The organism is Micromonospora sp. KC606 (genome assembly GCF_004348675.1).
In the GTDB taxonomy this organism is placed as follows: domain Bacteria; phylum Actinomycetota; class Actinomycetes; order Mycobacteriales; family Micromonosporaceae; genus Micromonospora.
The window spans coordinates 1-15071 of record NZ_SMKN01000142.1; the positions used below are offsets into that span (position 1 = coordinate 1).

At 73.7% G+C, this 15071-nt stretch carries 15 protein-coding genes; 8 read left to right on the forward strand and 7 right to left on the reverse strand.

From position 1 onward, the window contains the following. Positions 1-15 precede the first annotated feature (15 nt). Together E1193_RS33350 and E1193_RS22420 are read right to left on the reverse strand one after the other, a co-directional pair. Positions 16-861: an A24 family peptidase gene (locus E1193_RS33350; RefSeq protein WP_243707829.1), complete on the reverse strand. Its 846-nt coding sequence runs from the start codon at positions 859-861 to the stop codon at positions 16-18. Positions 862-872: 11 nt separating this feature from the next. Further along, positions 873-1850 (reverse strand): EamA family transporter, encoded by a 978-nt coding sequence (locus E1193_RS22420; protein ID WP_132185156.1) that lies wholly within the window; start codon positions 1848-1850, stop codon positions 873-875. A gap of 259 nt (positions 1851-2109) precedes the next feature. Here E1193_RS22420 and E1193_RS22425 point away from each other — a divergent pair, with 259 nt between their 5' ends. Both E1193_RS22425 and E1193_RS22430 read left to right on the forward strand, forming a co-directional pair. After that, positions 2110-2634 carry a hypothetical protein gene (locus tag E1193_RS22425; RefSeq protein WP_132185168.1) on the forward strand — a complete coding sequence of 175 codons (525 nt, stop codon included), beginning with the start codon at positions 2110-2112 and terminating at the stop codon, positions 2632-2634. Positions 2635-2774: 140 nt separating this feature from the next. After that, on the forward strand, positions 2775-4013 hold the full coding sequence (locus E1193_RS22430; RefSeq protein ID WP_132185157.1) for an ATP-binding protein: 1239 nt from the start codon (positions 2775-2777) through the stop codon (positions 4011-4013). A 4-nt stretch (positions 4014-4017) separates the two neighbouring features. Here the strand turns inward: E1193_RS22430 and E1193_RS22435 are convergent, their stop codons facing one another. Further along, positions 4018-4563 carry an N-acetyltransferase gene (locus tag E1193_RS22435; protein ID WP_132185158.1) on the reverse strand — a complete coding sequence of 182 codons (546 nt, stop codon included), beginning with the start codon at positions 4561-4563 and terminating at the stop codon, positions 4018-4020. 129 nt (positions 4564-4692) lie between these two features. Here E1193_RS22435 and E1193_RS22440 point away from each other — a divergent pair, with 129 nt between their 5' ends. Beyond that, positions 4693-5238, forward strand: coding sequence for a DoxX family protein (locus E1193_RS22440; protein WP_132185159.1), 546 nt, complete (start codon positions 4693-4695; stop codon positions 5236-5238). Positions 5239-5441: 203 nt separating this feature from the next. Then, positions 5442-6884 (forward strand): glycosyltransferase 87 family protein, encoded by a 1443-nt coding sequence (locus tag E1193_RS22445; protein WP_132185160.1) that lies wholly within the window; start codon positions 5442-5444, stop codon positions 6882-6884. A 50-nt stretch (positions 6885-6934) separates the two neighbouring features. On the opposite strand, the gene E1193_RS22450 is transcribed toward E1193_RS22445, so the two are convergent. From E1193_RS22450 to moaC, 4 genes are all read right to left on the reverse strand, one after another. Beyond that, entirely contained in the window at positions 6935-7366 is a 432-nt protein-coding gene (locus E1193_RS22450; RefSeq protein WP_132185161.1) for a molybdenum cofactor biosynthesis protein MoaE, read from the reverse strand. Beyond that, a complete protein-coding gene (locus E1193_RS22455; RefSeq protein WP_243707831.1) occupies positions 7366-8580 on the reverse strand; it encodes a molybdopterin molybdotransferase MoeA in 1215 nt (404 codons plus the stop codon). The genes E1193_RS22450 and E1193_RS22455 overlap by 1 nt, the downstream gene beginning before the upstream one ends. A 114-nt stretch (positions 8581-8694) precedes the next feature. Beyond that, positions 8695-9165, reverse strand: coding sequence for a MogA/MoaB family molybdenum cofactor biosynthesis protein (locus tag E1193_RS22460; RefSeq protein ID WP_132185163.1), 471 nt, complete (start codon positions 9163-9165; stop codon positions 8695-8697). Continuing rightward, a complete protein-coding gene (gene moaC, locus E1193_RS22465; protein ID WP_132185164.1) occupies positions 9162-9653 on the reverse strand; it encodes a cyclic pyranopterin monophosphate synthase MoaC in 492 nt (163 codons plus the stop codon). The genes E1193_RS22460 and moaC overlap by 4 nt, the downstream gene beginning before the upstream one ends. A gap of 790 nt (positions 9654-10443) precedes the next feature. Between moaC and E1193_RS22470 the strand changes: the two genes are divergently transcribed. From E1193_RS22470 to E1193_RS22485, 4 genes are all read left to right on the forward strand, one after another. After that, the gene (locus E1193_RS22470; protein ID WP_132185169.1) at positions 10444-12882 is read left to right on the forward strand and encodes a bifunctional diguanylate cyclase/phosphodiesterase; all 2439 of its coding nucleotides are present in this window, start codon (positions 10444-10446) and stop codon (positions 12880-12882) included. After that, positions 12879-14195, forward strand: a complete 1317-nt coding sequence (locus E1193_RS22475; protein WP_132185165.1) for a glycosyltransferase 87 family protein — start codon at positions 12879-12881, stop codon at positions 14193-14195. The genes E1193_RS22470 and E1193_RS22475 overlap by 4 nt, the downstream gene beginning before the upstream one ends. Continuing rightward, positions 14192-14824, forward strand: coding sequence for a phosphoribosyltransferase family protein (locus tag E1193_RS22480; RefSeq protein WP_132185166.1), 633 nt, complete (start codon positions 14192-14194; stop codon positions 14822-14824). Before E1193_RS22475 ends, E1193_RS22480 begins: the two co-directional genes overlap by 4 nt. A 30-nt stretch (positions 14825-14854) precedes the next feature. Continuing rightward, the coding region (locus E1193_RS22485; protein WP_243707830.1) for a zf-TFIIB domain-containing protein at positions 14855-15071 on the forward strand (217 nt) is incomplete at its 3' end.

Sequence of the window (15071 nt, forward strand, 5' to 3'; positions counted from 1 at the left end):
CGGTGGGAGTGATGGTCAGGTGAGCAGCACGGCGAGCCAGGCGCCGGCGAGCAGCGCCGGGCCGAAGGGGAGTGCGGTGTCCCGGCGGACCCGGCGGGCGGCCAACAGGCCGAGCACCACCACCCCATTGAGGAGGTGCGGGAGGAGCACGCCGAGCCCGAGGGCCGGCCAGCCGATCCAGCCGAGCGGCAGCCCGAGGACGGCGGCGAGCTTCACGTCGCCGTAGCCGAGCCGCGAGCCGGGCAGGAGGGCCAGCAGCGCGTACCCGGTGAAGGAGAGCACCACCCCGGCGAGCGCTGCCCACAGCCGGGCCGGCGTCCCGGTGGCCGACGCGGCGGCCACCAGGCCGGCGCCGCCGGTCAGAGCGATGGCCGCCACCAGCGGGTCGGGCAGGCGCAGGCAGACGAGGTCCACCCGGGCCAACACCAGCCCACCGCCGGCCATCAGCAGGTAGCCGGGCAGGGCCGGGTCGGCGCCGCGTGCGGCGGCCAGCCCGCCGAAGACCACCGCCCCCACGGCACCCGACACCGCATACGCCCGAATCCGGCGTGCCGGCTGGTCGGTACGGCCGGCGGTCGGGCCCGGCCCGATCGGTGGCCGCGGCCGGTTGACGCGGCCGGAACGCTCACTCCGCGAACTCCGCGCGCAGCCGGCGGCCGGGTCCGGCGCGGTCGGCACCGGCCGTTCGGCGCATCCAGGAGGCCCACGCCGCGAACTCCGCGCGCAACCGGCGGCCGGGTCCGGCGCGGTCGGTGGCGCCGGGCCGGGGAAGCGTCGGGCGAGTACCGGCGCGGCACGGCCGGACAGCACGCCGGCGAGGGCGCCGAGCAGCGCGGCGGCGGTCAGCAGCCCGACGGACACGGGTCGGGACGTTACCGGCGCGCGGGCTCCGCCGTTGCCCCGCCAACCTTCCCGGACGGCTGCCGGGGCCGCTCGCTGCTCACCACCAGCGCCACCCCCGCCACGATCACCGCGCCGCCGATCAGCACCTGCGAGGTGACCGGCTCGGCGACCAGCAGCGCGCCGAGCACGACCGCCACCACCGGGTTCACGTACGCGTACGTGGCGACCAGCGAGATTGGCGCGTGGTGCAGCAGCCAGACGTACGCGGTGAAGGCGACCAGCGAACCGGCGACCATCAGGTACGCCAGCGCGGCCCACGACCGGCCGGTCACCTCGGCCGGCGAGAAGCCGCGCAGTTCGCCCCGGGCCAGGCCGAGCGCGGCCAGCACAGCGGCCCCCGCGACCATCTGGTACACGGTGGCGACGAAGGGGTCGGTGGGCATCCGCAGGCGCCCGGAGAGGAACGAGCCGACCGACCAGCAGGTCGCCCCCGCGACCACGGTGAGCGCCCCGGCCAGCGGCACCGCCCCCGCCTCGCCGGTGGGGAGCACCAGCAGCACCAGGCCGAGGAAGCCGACGGTCACCCCGGCGAAGGTCCACCCGCGGGGCCGGTCGCCGCTGGCCGTACGGAGCAGCGCCACGAGCAGCGGGACGGTGGCGACCAGCAGGGCCGCGATGCCCGACGGAACGGCCACCCCGGCCGGGCCGGACTCGGCGAGCACCACCAGCCCGTTGCCGCCGGCCAGCAACAGCACCCCGACCAACGCGGCCGAACCGAACTGCCGGCGGTCAACCCGAAGCGCTCCCGGTCCCCGGCGCAGCCGTAGGACGGCGGCGAGCACCAGCGCCGCCGCGGCGAACCGGAGGGCGGCCGAGGCGAGCGGCGGCAGCGTCTCCACGGCGATCCGGATGCCGAGGTAGGTGGAGCCCCAGAGGACGTAGACCAACGCCAGCGCGGTCCAGACCAACGCTGGCCCGGCCGGCGTACGTGAGGAAGGTGAGCCCATCGGTGGACCACGTTACGGTGACCAGGGTGTCGGCGTCCCGTGGCGGTGGCCGGGCTCTCAGCAGTGGAGTGCGCAGGAGGCGTGCATGGCGAACTACGGACCACCCGACGGTGCCCCCCCGCCGTGGGATGGGCGGCGCCCCGGCGACGCGTACGGCGCCACGCCTGAGCCGCACCACCCGGGCGGCTGGGGCGGGTCGCCCGCCGCGCAGGGCTGGCAGCCGGGCGGGCACACGACGGTCGGGTACCAGCCGCCGACGGTGCCGTACCAGCCGGGCGGCCCGGCGGCGTACCTCACCGAGCCGACACCGCCGCGCCCGAGGCGCGGACGCGGGCCGCTGCTGGCGGTGCTGGCCGTGCTGGCGGTCGTCGCCCTCGGTGGCGCGGCCGTTCTTTGGCATCGGACTGGTGTGGCGGACGACGCGGGCTCGCCGACCGGCGTCATCGAACAGACCGCGAACGCCGGGCCGGGCGCGGCGGGCCCGGGGCCGGGGCCGGTCGGATCGGTACCCACCACTCCGGCTCCGGCCTCCTCCGCGGATCCGCGTTTCGTGAAGGCCGGACAGTGCGTCCGTAACGACGGGCCGGCCGGTGGGAAGCCGAAGCTGCTGATCGCCGACTGCGCCCCGCGGGCGTACGAGGTGCTGCGCCGGTTCGACGGGCAGACCAGCGGCGAGCGGGACGCCGAGGCGAAGTGCGGGGCGGTGGCGGGCTACACGGACTGGTACTTCTTCGACAGTGAGCTGGACTCGCTGGACTTCGTCCTCTGCCTGAAGAAACGCTGACCACTTCGGTAGCCAAAACTAGGGCTGTCTAGCGTGTACGCAAGACAGCCCTAGTTTTGGGACGAGAGCGGAAGACACGCCGCTAGCTCTCTCTAGCCATCTCTAGGTGCACGGCTAGACGGGCCGATACTGTGCGATGCGTGGATCCGGTCCGCAACCCGTACGCCCCGGGCGCCGGCCAGCGCCCGCCCGAACTCGCCGGGCGGGGGCGGGAACTGGATGTCTTCGACATCGTCCTGGAACGCATCGCCCGAGGCCGCCCGGAGCGCAGCCTGATGCTCACCGGGCTGCGCGGCGTCGGCAAGACGGTGCTGCTCAACACGCTCCGCTCACAGGCGATCAACCGGCTCTGGGGCACCGGCAAGATCGAGGCCCGGCCGGATCAGTCGCTGCGCCGCCCGATCGCCGCCGCCCTGCACATGGCGGTCCGCGAGCTGGCGCCCCGGCACCGCGCCCCGGACCGGATCGACGCCTTCCTCGGCGTGCTCAGGGCGTTCGCGCAGCGCACCGCGCCGACCGCACGCGGGGCCGCCGCCCCGAAGCTGCGCGACCGCTGGCAGCCCGGCATCGACGTGCCGGCGAGCAGCGGCCGGGCCGACTCCGGCGACATCGAGATCGACCTGGTCGAGCTGCTCACCGACGCTGCCGGGGTCGCCGCCGACGTGGGCACCGGGGTTGCCGTCTTCATCGACGAGATGCAGGACCTCGGCGCGGAGGACGTATCCGCGCTCTGCGCCGCCTGCCACGAACTCTCCCAGCTCGGCGCCCCGCTGATCGTGGTCGGCGCCGGTCTGCCGCACCTGCCGGCCGTGCTCAGCGCGGCCAAGTCGTACTCGGAACGGCTCTTCCGCTACCAGCGGATCGACCGACTGGACCGGCTCGCCGCCGACCAGGCGCTCTGCGCGCCGGCGGCGCGGGAGGAGGTCGAGTACGAGCAGAAGGCCCTGGACCTGCTCTACGAGAAGTCCGGCGGTTACCCGTACTTCGTTCAGGCGTACGGAAAGGCCACCTGGGACCACGCGCCCCGGTCCCCGATCACCGCGGCGGACGTCCGGGTCGCCGCCCCCGAGGCGGAGGCCGAACTGGCAGTGGGGTTCTTCGGTTCCCGCTTCGAGCGGGCCACCCCGGCCGAACGCGAGTACATGCGGGCCATGGCGACGCTGTCGCTGGTGCAGGCGGAGGACGACGGCGGCCGGGACGACATGGACGCGGCGGTGCCGACCGCCGAGATCGCCCGCACGCTCGGGCGCAAACCGGCCAGCCTCTCCCCCGCCCGCGACGCGCTGATCAAGAAAGGGCTGATCTACTCCGGCGAACGGGGCACCGTCGCCTTCACCGTCCCGCACTTCGGTCGATACCTGCGCACCCAACCCAGCTGACGGGTCAGACGCGGGACCAGGGCGGCGGGAAGAGCACCTCGCCCGACGGCGGCGCGGGCTCGCCGCTGACGTCCGGCGGCAGCACCAGCGCCTGCCAGGGCTCACCCAGACCGGACCACGGGCTGGTCAACCCCAGCCGGTCCGCCGGGTCGAACCCGAACCGCCGGTAGTAGCCCGGGTCGCCGAGCACCACCACCAGCCGCTCGCCCAGCTCGGTCGCCGCGTCCAGCGCGGCCTGCACCACGGCGGTGCCGTGGCCGACCCGCTGCCGGTGCGGGGCCACCCCGACCGGCCCGAGCGCCAGCGCAGGCCACCGGACCGCGTTGGACGTGACGTGGACGCGGCTCAGCAGGGCGTACCCGACAACCTCACCGCCGTACTCGGCCACCATGGCCAGCTCGGGAATCCACGCCTCGCTGCCCCGCAACTCCTCGACGAGCGTCACCTCGCCCGGGGTGGTGCCGTCCGGACGGGCGAACGCGGCGGCCAGCACCTGGCGGACCGGGCCGGTGTCGGCCGGCTCCTCGGGGCGCAACCGCAGCGTCGTCACCCGCGCGACGTTACCCGCCCCCGCCGGTCCATCAGCGACGGTCGCTCCAATCGGCGTGGCGTCCACCTGCACCGATCAGGATCGGCGGTTGTCGGGGTAGCCGCCGCTCCGACGGGGTATGACTGACCCATGAAACCCGTGCGCTTCCTCGCCCGCGTCATGTTGAGCGGCATCTTCGTGGTCAGCGGCGCCCGTCACTTCCAGCACCCCCAGCGCCTCGTCCCGACCGCCAAGCCGATCACCGACCGGGTCGCCCCCCTGATCCAACGGGCCGCCCCGCAGTTGCCCACCGACACCGAGACCCTGATCCGCGCCAATGCGGCCGTTCAACTCGCCGCCGGGCTGATGTTCGCCACGGGCAGGTTCACCCGGCCCGCCGCGCTGCTGCTCGCCGGCACCCTGGTGCCCACCACCGCCGCCGGCCATCCGTTCTGGAGCAACGACGATCCGGCGACGCGGACCAACAACCAGATCCACTTCCTGAAGAACCTCGGTCTCTTCGGCGGGCTGCTGCTGGCCGCCGCCGACACCGAGGGGAAGCCGGGTCTGCGCTGGCGGGCGGGCCATCGCATCGGCCACTCCCGCCGTTCCGTCCGGCGCGCCGTCCGTACGGCCCGCCGGGAGGCACGGATCGCCCTCCGATCGGCCGCCACGGCGCGCAAGCTCCCCGGCTGACCTGCATCAATCCGGCCACCACCCCCGCAAGGCCGCGAATTACCTGAACCACCCGACTGCCGTTAACGCGGTGGAAATGTCAAAAACATGTGTGGGATCGGACACGGTCGTATAACGCGGGAGGCATCAACGTGAGGCGCCGTTCTAGGCTCCGTACCGGACCTGGACGGATAGGACGACCTTGGTACGGGGGTGGCCACGCCATGCCGACGACCGTCGGTCGAGCGATGGACCGCCTCGCCCCGGTCCATCGCGCAACGCGTGGCATCGATCGCAGGACAGTCGTACGGATCGGCATCGTCGCCACCGTCGCCTACGCCGCATGGCTCGCCATCGGCCTGTTCGGGCGACCGTACAACTTCTTCGACATGAAGATCTACCACGGCGCGGTGGTGTGGTGGGCGAGCGGTCATGACCTCTACGACTTCATCGCACCGACCACCACCCTCGGCTTCACCTACCCACCCTTCGCCGCCCTGGCGATGCTGCCGATGGCGCCCCTGCCGGTCGAGGCCGCCGGCTGGGTCAACGCGGCGGGCAGCATCGGCGCGCTGGCCGTCGTGCTGGCCGCGCTGCTGCGCCCGATCGTCGACCGGCTCGGCTGGTCGCTCTGGTTCACCGTCGGGATCGCCACGTCGATGTCCGTCGCCCTCGAACCGGTCCGGGAGACCCTCGGGTACGGCCAGGTCAACCTGCTGCTCTTCGCACTGATCATGGCCGATATGGTCGGGTTGCGCTGGCGCTCCCGGCGTGGCACCCACGGCCGCCGCACCGACGGGGTCCTGCTGCGCTTCCTCTACAGCGGATCGTGGGCCGGCATGGGCATCGGTCTGGCCACCGCGGTGAAGCTGACCCCCGCGCTGTTCGTCGTCTACCTGCTGGTGACCCGGCAGTGGCGGGTCGCGGCCACCGCGGTCGGCACCACCATCGGCGTCACCCTCGGCACGTTCGCCCTGGTCGGCCCGGAGTCACGGGCGTACTTCACCGGGGTGCTCTGGCAGACCGAGCGGGTCGGCGCCGCCGACATGACTCCCAACCAGTCGCTGGCCGGCCTACTGGCCAGGCTGTACGACTCCATCGAGACGCCCGGCCTGCTCTGGCTGTCGTTCTCCGTGCTGATCCTGGCACTCGGGCTGTCCCGGGCCGCCACCGCCCGCGCCGACGGCGACGAACTGACCGCGTTCACACTCGTCGGGCTGACCGCCAACGTGATCAGCCCGATCTCCTGGACCCACCATCTGGTCTGGGTGATCCCGGCGATCATCGTGCTCGGCGACGCCGCGGTACGCCGACACGAGGCGAGTCGCGGCCTGGCCCTACGGGCCGCGCAGTCGTCGGCGTACAAGGGACCACCGGTCAACGGGCTGCGCCCGCCGATCTGGTACCCGACGCTGACCGGTCTGCGACACGCCGTCGCAGCCCTCGGTCTCTACCTGCTCTTCCTGGTCTCGCCGATCTGGCCGTACGAGCACCAACTCCCGGAGGTGTCCCACTACCACGACGGCCTGTTCGGCGCGCTGATGGAGAACTCGCTGGCACTGGCGCTCATCGTGCTGGTGGCCACGCTGCCCTGGCGGCCGGGTGCCGAACCAGCGTTCTACACCGACCGGCTGGCCCGCGTACCGGCCGTCGCCGGCCGGCGCTGACCTGCCGCGCGGGGCCGCCGACGCCTGCTACCGAAACCGACCCGGTCCGGTCAGGGGCAGTTGACCCACTCCTCGGTGCCGTCGGCGAATACCTGCCGTTTCCAGATCGGCAGTCGTGCCTTGACCTCGTCGACCAGCCGGGCGCAGGCAGCGAAGGCCGCAGCCCGGTGCGCGGTGCTGACCGCCGCGACCAGGGCGGCGTCGCCGATCTCCAGCCGGCCGATCCGGTGCGAGACCGCGACCGCGTAGACGTCGGGGTCGGCGGCGATCTCGGCGGCGACCTCGCGGAGCACGACCTCCGCGCTCGGGTGCCCCTCGTACTCCAGCAGGGTGACCGGCCGGCCGTGGTCGTGGTCGCGGACGACGCCCTGGAAGGAGACGACCGCGCCGGCCCGGCGGCCGGCGACCGCCGCCTCGTGGGCGGCCACGTCCAGCGGCCCGTCGGTGACGGCGAGGACGGTCACGGCCCCGTCGGCGTCCATCACGAGCGCTCCCCCGGCAGCAGCGGCAGCGGCACGACCGGCACCCGCGCGCCGACCTCGCCGGTGGCACCGGGCCGGATCACCGCGAAGCCGTCCGCGCCGGCCAGCCCGCGCAGCATCGCCGAGCCGACGTGGCGCACCGGGTGGGCGGTGCCCGCCGCCCGGTCCAGCCGGACCAGCGCCAGATGGGTGTACGCGCCCCGTCCGGGCACCGGCTCGGCGAGCGCGGCGTGCGGCAACTCCGGCACGGGCCGACCGGTCAGCCCGGCCAGCAGCGGCGCGACCAGGGAGACCAGGGCGACGATCGCGGACTGTGGGTTGCCCGGCAGCCCGGCCACGAACCGGAGCCGCCCGTCGGCGCCGGCCACCCGGGCCAGCAGCATCGGAAAACCGGGACGGACCGCGACGGTGTTCACCACGTACTCCGCACCCAACGCCGCCAGCGCCGGGTGCAGGTGGTCGACCGGGCCGTGCATGGTGCCGCCGGTGGTGCAGACCAGGTCGGCGCTGTCGAGCGCGGCGCGCAACGCGGCGACGTGGGCGGGGAGCGTGTCCGCGACCGGACCGACCACGTCGGCGGGGCGCACCTGGCAGCCGTAGCGGCGCAGCCAGCCCGGCACCGCCGGGCCGAGCGCGTCGCGGACCCGGCCGAAGCCGGGTGGACCGGCGCTCAACAGCTCGTCGCCGAAGACCAGCAGCGCGGCCCGGGGCTGTCGGCGCACCCGTAGCTGGTCGTGGCCGCAGGAGGCGGCCAGCCCGATCAACGCCGGGTCGACCGGGGTGCCGGCGGGGAGCAGTTCCTCGCCCGCGTTCGCCTCCTCACCCGGCTCCCGCCACTCCGGGTTCGGTCGGGGTGTGCCGGTGACGCGCCCGTCCGGCGTACGGCTCGACTCCTCGACCCGCAGTACGGCGCTGGTGCCCTCCGGGACCATCGCCCCGGTGGCGATCTCGACGGTGGTGCCGTCGGCGGTCAACGGCGGCGGGGTGTTCCCGGCCAGCGCCCGCCCGACGACGTCCCACGGGCCGGGACCCCGCACCGCCCAGCCGTCCACGCTGGAGGTGGGGAAGGCGGGCAGGTCGGTCCGGGGGCTCAACGGCTCGGCGAGCGTGTGCCCGTCGGTGTCGGCGAGCGGCCGGGTGACCACCGGCAGGGCGGCGGCGAGGCCAGCCGCGTACACCCGGGAGCGGGCCTCCTCCCAGTCTGCCGGCGGCAGCGCGGCGGCCTCCGTCGCCGTGGCAGCGGTTTTCGTGCCCACCGGCTGGCCCTCCCTTCCCCGGGGTGCGTCTCGTCGTGGCGAGCCTATCGCCGTGCCGCCCGGTGCCACGCGTCAGTGGTCGCCACCGCGCACCTGGTCCACCGCGTGGGCCAGGATGGGTCCGAGCACCGCAAGGCCGTCCCTGGCCCCACCGGTCGACCCGGGTAGGTTGACCACCAGCATCCGGCCGGCCACCCCGGCGAGCCCCCGCGAGAGTGCCGAGCTGGGGACGCGGTCCCGGCTGTGCGCGCGGATCGCCTCGGCGATGCCGGGGATCTCGTAGTCGAGCAGGGCCCGGGTCACGTCCGGCGTCCGGTCGGTCGGGGTGATTCCGGTGCCGCCACTGGTCAGCACCACGTCGACGCCGTCGGCGAGGGCGGCCCGCAGCGCCTCGCCCACCGGCTCCCCGTCGGGTACCACCACCGGGTCGTCGACGGCACAACCCAGCTCGCGCAGCCCCGACACCAGCAGTGGTCCGCTGGTGTCGGCATAGACGCCAGCGGCGGCCCGGTTGGAGGCGACCACCACCCGCGCGCGGATCACGGCCGGTCCACCGGGCGGACCCACTCGCCGGTCTTGCCGCCTTCCTTGCGGAGCACCCGGACGGCCTCCACGCTGGCGGCCGGGTCGACCGCCTTGACCATGTCGACCAGGGCGAGGCCGGCGACCGCCACGGCGGTCAACGCCTCCATCTCCACCCCGGTGCGGTCGGCCGTCCGCGCCGTCGCGATGATCTCGACGGTGTCGGCGGTGAGTTCGAGGTCGACCGTGACGCCGTGCAGCGCGATCGGGTGGCAGAGCGGGATCAGGTCGGGGGTGCGCTTGGCGCCCATGATGCCGGCGAGCCGGCCGACCGCGAGGGCGTCGCCCTTGGGCAGGCTGTCGCGGCGTAGCAGGTCGACCACCTCGGCGGTGGTGCGCAGCCGGCCGGCGGCGACGGCGAGCCGGCCGGAGACCGGCTTGGCGGAGACGTCGACCATGCGGGCGGCGCCCGCCGTGTCGACGTGGGTGAGCTGCCCGGGTTCGGTCACGGCGCCGAGCCTATCGTCCGGTCTCCGTACGGCGCTCCGGTCCTGGTACGCCCCGACGGCGCAGACCGGCGGATCGTGCCGCGTCCCACGGTGACCACCGGCGCCGTACCACGATCCGCACCGGGCGATCCGGGCACGGCGATCTGCACCTCCGGGCCAACAATGGCCCATATCTCCGAGAATGCGACGACACGGTTCCCGGCCGACCCGAGAATCCGGTCTCGGACCCCAATCATTCGCAATTCAGCAGCCGGGTACAGTTCCGAATCATCTCGACCGGCCCCTCGCCTGATCCGACGGAGGACTCGAACCGAAGTCCGGATGAACAGTGCTCGCCCTGCCGCGACACTGGGACTGCCCTGGGTCTTCCCCCACATCGACCCGAACACCTGACGCATCGGCGCGCGTACGCAAAAGAAGGACCTTACCGCTCTCCGCACAGACCCGATAAACGGAAAGTCATGAATAGCCACAGTGTTGGCTTATGTTGAATGAAATTACATATACACCTCCTAATTATCGCCAACCTCACTTAGGCTGCCAATCGTCAACGAAGCAGCACATCGCCAGCAAATAAGGCGGGTGCCCGGGTGGCGAGGGAGGCAGTACATGCGCGGCAGCGAGTGGGGCTGAGTTCGGTACCTGTGGCCTTTGGATCCCGCGCGATAGGCTGCGGCCAGAGGTGAGGTAGTCAGCCGGGAGTGGTGTGACTCTTACCAGGCGACGCGAGAATGAGACCGATCGGCAGCTCCGGCTGCTCGTCGGTCTCGTCGTCGTTCTCGCGACCTGCATGGCCCTCGCCGCGCTCTGGGCCACCGTGGTCTCCGTCCCACCCCGGTCCATCGACGACGCAGCCGTGCTGCTCGCCCTCGCTCTGATGGTCGCGTTGGGCACCTCGGTCAAGGTCCGCATCCGGATCAGGTCCACCACCCACCTGATCAGTTGGAGCGAGATGGCGATCGTGCTCACCGTGGCCCTCGCGCCCCTGCCCTGGGCCGTGCTCTGCACGGCCGTCGGCGCCGCGCTGGCCTCCTGGCGCCTCCCCGCGATCAAGTTGTTCTTCGGCGTCGGCAAGAACACCATCCTCGCCTCCGTGGCCGGCGCCACGCTGGCGGCCCTGAACTGGGCGCCCACCATGGGCATCGCCCGGCAGGTCGGGCTCCTGGCCATCGCCTACCTGGTCGCCGCCCTGCTGGACGACGTGCTGGCGATACCTGTCATCGCCATCGCCTCGGGCACCCGGATCTCCCGCCAGTTCCGCAGCAACCTCGATTTGCGGATCGGCGGCTTCGTGGTGCGGTTCGTGGTGGCCGCCTGCACCCTGGTCCTGCTCCGCGCCGACCCCCGGCTGCTGCTGGCCGTGCCACCCCTGGTGCTCAGCCTGCACCTCGCCTACTCCACCCGGATTCGCACCCGCACCGAGCAACAGGCGTGGCAGCGGCTCGCCCGAACCACCGACGCGCTGAACGTGGTGGACCTCGACAAGGTCCTCACCACCGCGGTGACCCAGGCCGCCGAACTCTTCTCCGCCGACGAGGTCGAGATCGTGCTCGGCTACGACGGCCGGACGATCCGCGGCGCCGGCGGCGCCATCACGTACGACGGGCCGGCCAGCGAACCCAGCCCGATCGACGGCGCGGTGGTCACCGCCCGCCTCGAGGGGCACGACCGGACCGTCGACGTCGGCACCCTGCGACTGCGCTTCCACGGGCCGGTGCGACTCTCCGAACGCGAGCAGTACACCCTGCGCACCTTCGCCTCGGCGCTGTGCACCGCCGTCCGCAACGCCCGGGCGTACGCCGAACTGGCCCGGGTGGCCGCCGAACACGAGCACGCCGCCACCCACGACGCCCTCACCGGCCTCGCCAACCGCCGGCACCTGCTGGAGAGCGGCACCGAACTGCTCGGCACGCGACACGCCGAGGGAATCACCGCGCTGGTCCTGATCGACCTCAACCACTTCAAGGAGGTCAACGACACCCTCGGCCACGCCGCCGGGGACCAGGTCCTCACCCAGGTCGCCGACCGGCTTCGCGACGCCGCCCGGGACATCGACCTGGTGGCCCGTCTCGGCGGCGACGAGTTCGCCGTGCTGCTGCGCGGCCTGCCCGCCCCCGCGGTCGCCGCGCACCGGGCGGAAACGCTGATCGGCGTCCTGCACGAGCCGTTCGACGTGGACGGGATGCGAATCAGCGTGGAGGCCAGCGGCGGCATCGCCGCCGCCCCGTCCAGCGGCGGCATGCCGGAACTGCTGCGCCGCGCCGACGTGGCGATGTACCAGGCCAAACGGGCCGGGCAGCGGATCGCCACGTACGCCCCGACCCGGGACACCGCCGACGTCGGCCGGCTCACCCTCGGCGGTGAACTGCCCCGGGCCGTCGCCGACCAGGAGTTCACCGTCAACTTCCAGCCCATCGTGGATCTGGGCACCGGCGCGGTGACCGGCGCCGAGGCACTGGCCCGCTGGCGCCACCCCGTGCACGGCATGATCGACCCGCTGCGTTTCATCGAGGCCGTCGAACGCTCCGGCCTGCTGCCGGCGTTCGCCGAGGCGATCCTCGACCAGGCCCTGCTGGCCGCCGTCACCTGGCGTACCGCCGGCTTCGACCTGCCGGTCTCGGTCAACGTGTCCCCACGCAGCCTGCTCGACGCCCGCTTCCCCGGCGCGGTCCTGGCCCGGCTGCGGGCCCACGACCTGCCGCCGGACCGACTCGTGCTGGAACTGACCGAGACGCTGACCCTCAGCCAGCTCGACGTCGTCGACCAGGTGCTCAACCGGCTGCGCGACGCTGGAGTCCGGCTCGCCCTCGACGACTTCGGCACCGGCTACTCCTCACTCTCCCTGCTCTCCCGCATTCCCGTCCACGAGCTGAAGATCGACCGGAGCTTCGTCACCGCGATGGACGGCTCACCGGAGGCCGCCGCGGTCATCCGCTCCACCCTCGACCTGGGTCGCAGCCTCGACCTGACCGTGGTGGCCGAGGGCGTGGAGAGCGAGCCGCAGCGCCGAGCCCTCTGGGAACTGGGCTGCGCCGCCGGGCAGGGTCACCTCTTCGCCCGCCCGCTGCCCGCCGGCGGTCTCCTGGCCGCCCTGCACCGCGGGCCGGGTGGTCGCCCGGGCGTCCTCGTTCCACCGCTGCACGACACCGGCGCCGTCATCCGGCTCGCCGCCGGCCGCCGTCCACCCGCGCGGCCCCGCAACGCCGGTCTGCCACACTTGCCGGCGTGACCGCCCCCACCCGAGCTGCCCGCACCTGGCGGGCCGTCGACTCCACCGCCGGCGGCCTCACCCTCGACCTCGGCCTGTACGCCGTATCCGCCGCCTTCGCCGCGATCACCGCGGTCACCTCCACCCTGCCCCCGCACCGCGCCTGGGGAGGCGTCGCCGCGGTCGGCTACCTGCTCGCCGCCCTGCTGTCCACCGGTCAGCTCCTCGCCCGCCGGCAGCGCCCGGCCTGGGCCGGCACCGCCGCCCGCTCGGCGGTCACCGGGCTGACCTGGCTCACCACCGCCCTGCTGCCCCTCGTGGCGCAGAGCGTGCAGCGGGCGGCCGGGCGTACCGACCGGGCGCAGGAGGAGGTGGTGGTAATCGAGCACGCCGGGATCCGGCTGACGGAGACCGGCACCCCGTACCTCGGTCACGACGCCATCGCGGCGCTCCCCGCCGACGAACGGCTGCTCGGCTACACGCCCTACCAGCCGGGGATGGCGCTCTTCGGGCTGCCCCGGGCCGCCGCCGACGCCTGGTGGACCGACTCCCGGGTCTGGTTCGCGCTGGTCACCGCGCTGGTGCTGGCGCTGGCCGTGGCTACCCTGCGCGACACCCGCCGATTCCCCACCGGGCGGCCGGCCCCCGCCGCGGTGCTGCGCGGCGTCCAGGCCGCCACCGTGCTGCCGGTCTGCGCGCTCACCCTCGCCACCGGCGGCGACGACCTGCCCGTACTCGCGCTCTGCCTGCTCGCCCTGGCGTTCGCCGCCGCCGGCCGACCCGCCGCGACCGGCATCGCCGTCGGGCTCGCCGGGGCGCTGAAGCTCTTCGCCTGGCCGGTCGCCCTGGTGCTGATCTTCTGGGGCGTCACCCGGCGGGCCGGCCTGCGGGTCGCCGCCGGGGCGCTCGGCCTGCCGGTCCTCGCCCTGCTCCCCGCCCTGCTGGTCGACCGGGACGCCCTGGTGGAGAACGTGCTGCGGTTCCCGCTCGGCCACGGCCTGGTCACCAGCCCTGCACAGTCGCCCTTCCCCGGGCACCTCGTGGCGACCACGCTGCCGGCCGGCCGGGTGATCGCCGCCGCGCTGCTCGTCGCGGCCGGACTGGCCATCGCCGGCCGGCTGCTGCTCCGCCCGCCCCGCACCGCCGCAGCCACCGCGTTGATCTGCGGGTACGGCCTGCTAGCGGCGATCCTGCTGATGCCCTCCACCCGCTTCGGGTACCTCCTCTACCCGCTCGCCCTGCTGGTGTGGGCCCCCGCGCTGATCCTCGCCCCCCACTCGTGTTCCCGTTTCCCGGGCGGAGTCGCACGCCAGGGCGTAGACCTGGAGACATGAGCACCTACCGCGATCGTGAGGACGCCGGCCGGCAGCTCGCCGAACGACTGACCGGCCTTGTCGGCCAGCCCGACGTCATCGTGCTGGGACTGGTCCGCGGCGGCGTGCCGGTGGCACGGATTGTCGCCGACCGGATCGGCGCCCCGCTGGACGTGCTGGTGGTCCGGAAACTGGGCATGCCGTTCGCCCCCGAGGTCGCCTTCGGCGCGCTAGGGCCCGGCGGCGTCCGCGTGCTCAACGACCCGGTCGCCGCCCGGCTCGGCCCCGACGACGTGGCCGAGGTGCAGCGTCGCGAGCAGGCCGAACTGGACCGGCGGGAGGCCCGCTACCGGGCCGGTCGCCCACCGCTGGACCTGTCCGGGCGTACCGCCGTGATCGTGGACGACGGACTGGCTACCGGCGCCACGGCTCGGGTCGCCGTCGAGGTCGCCCGCCACCTCGGCGCCCGCCGGGTCGTCGTCGCGGTGCCGGTCGGCTCGCAGGAGGCGTACGAGATGCTGGCCGCCGAGGCCGACCAGATCGTCTGCGCCCAACGTCCGCCCGACTTCGGGGCGGTCAGCGCCTACTACGACGACTTCCACGAGGTCTCCGACGACGAGGTAGCCGAGGCGCTGACCGCGACGGCCTGAAAATTCGCCCACACCGGGTACGGTCGAACAATGCAGCTCACCTGTCCCAAGTGTCACGGAGACATGCGCCAGTACGAGCGCAGCGGAGTCGTCATCGACCAGTGCAGCGAGTGCCGGGGAATCTTCCTCGACCGCGGCGAGCTCGAGAAGCTCTTCGAGGCCGAGGCGAACTGGAACCAGCAGCACACCGCCGGGGTGCCGGGGCAGCAGCCCCACGCGGCCCCCGGCCCGCAGCACGCTCCCGCCC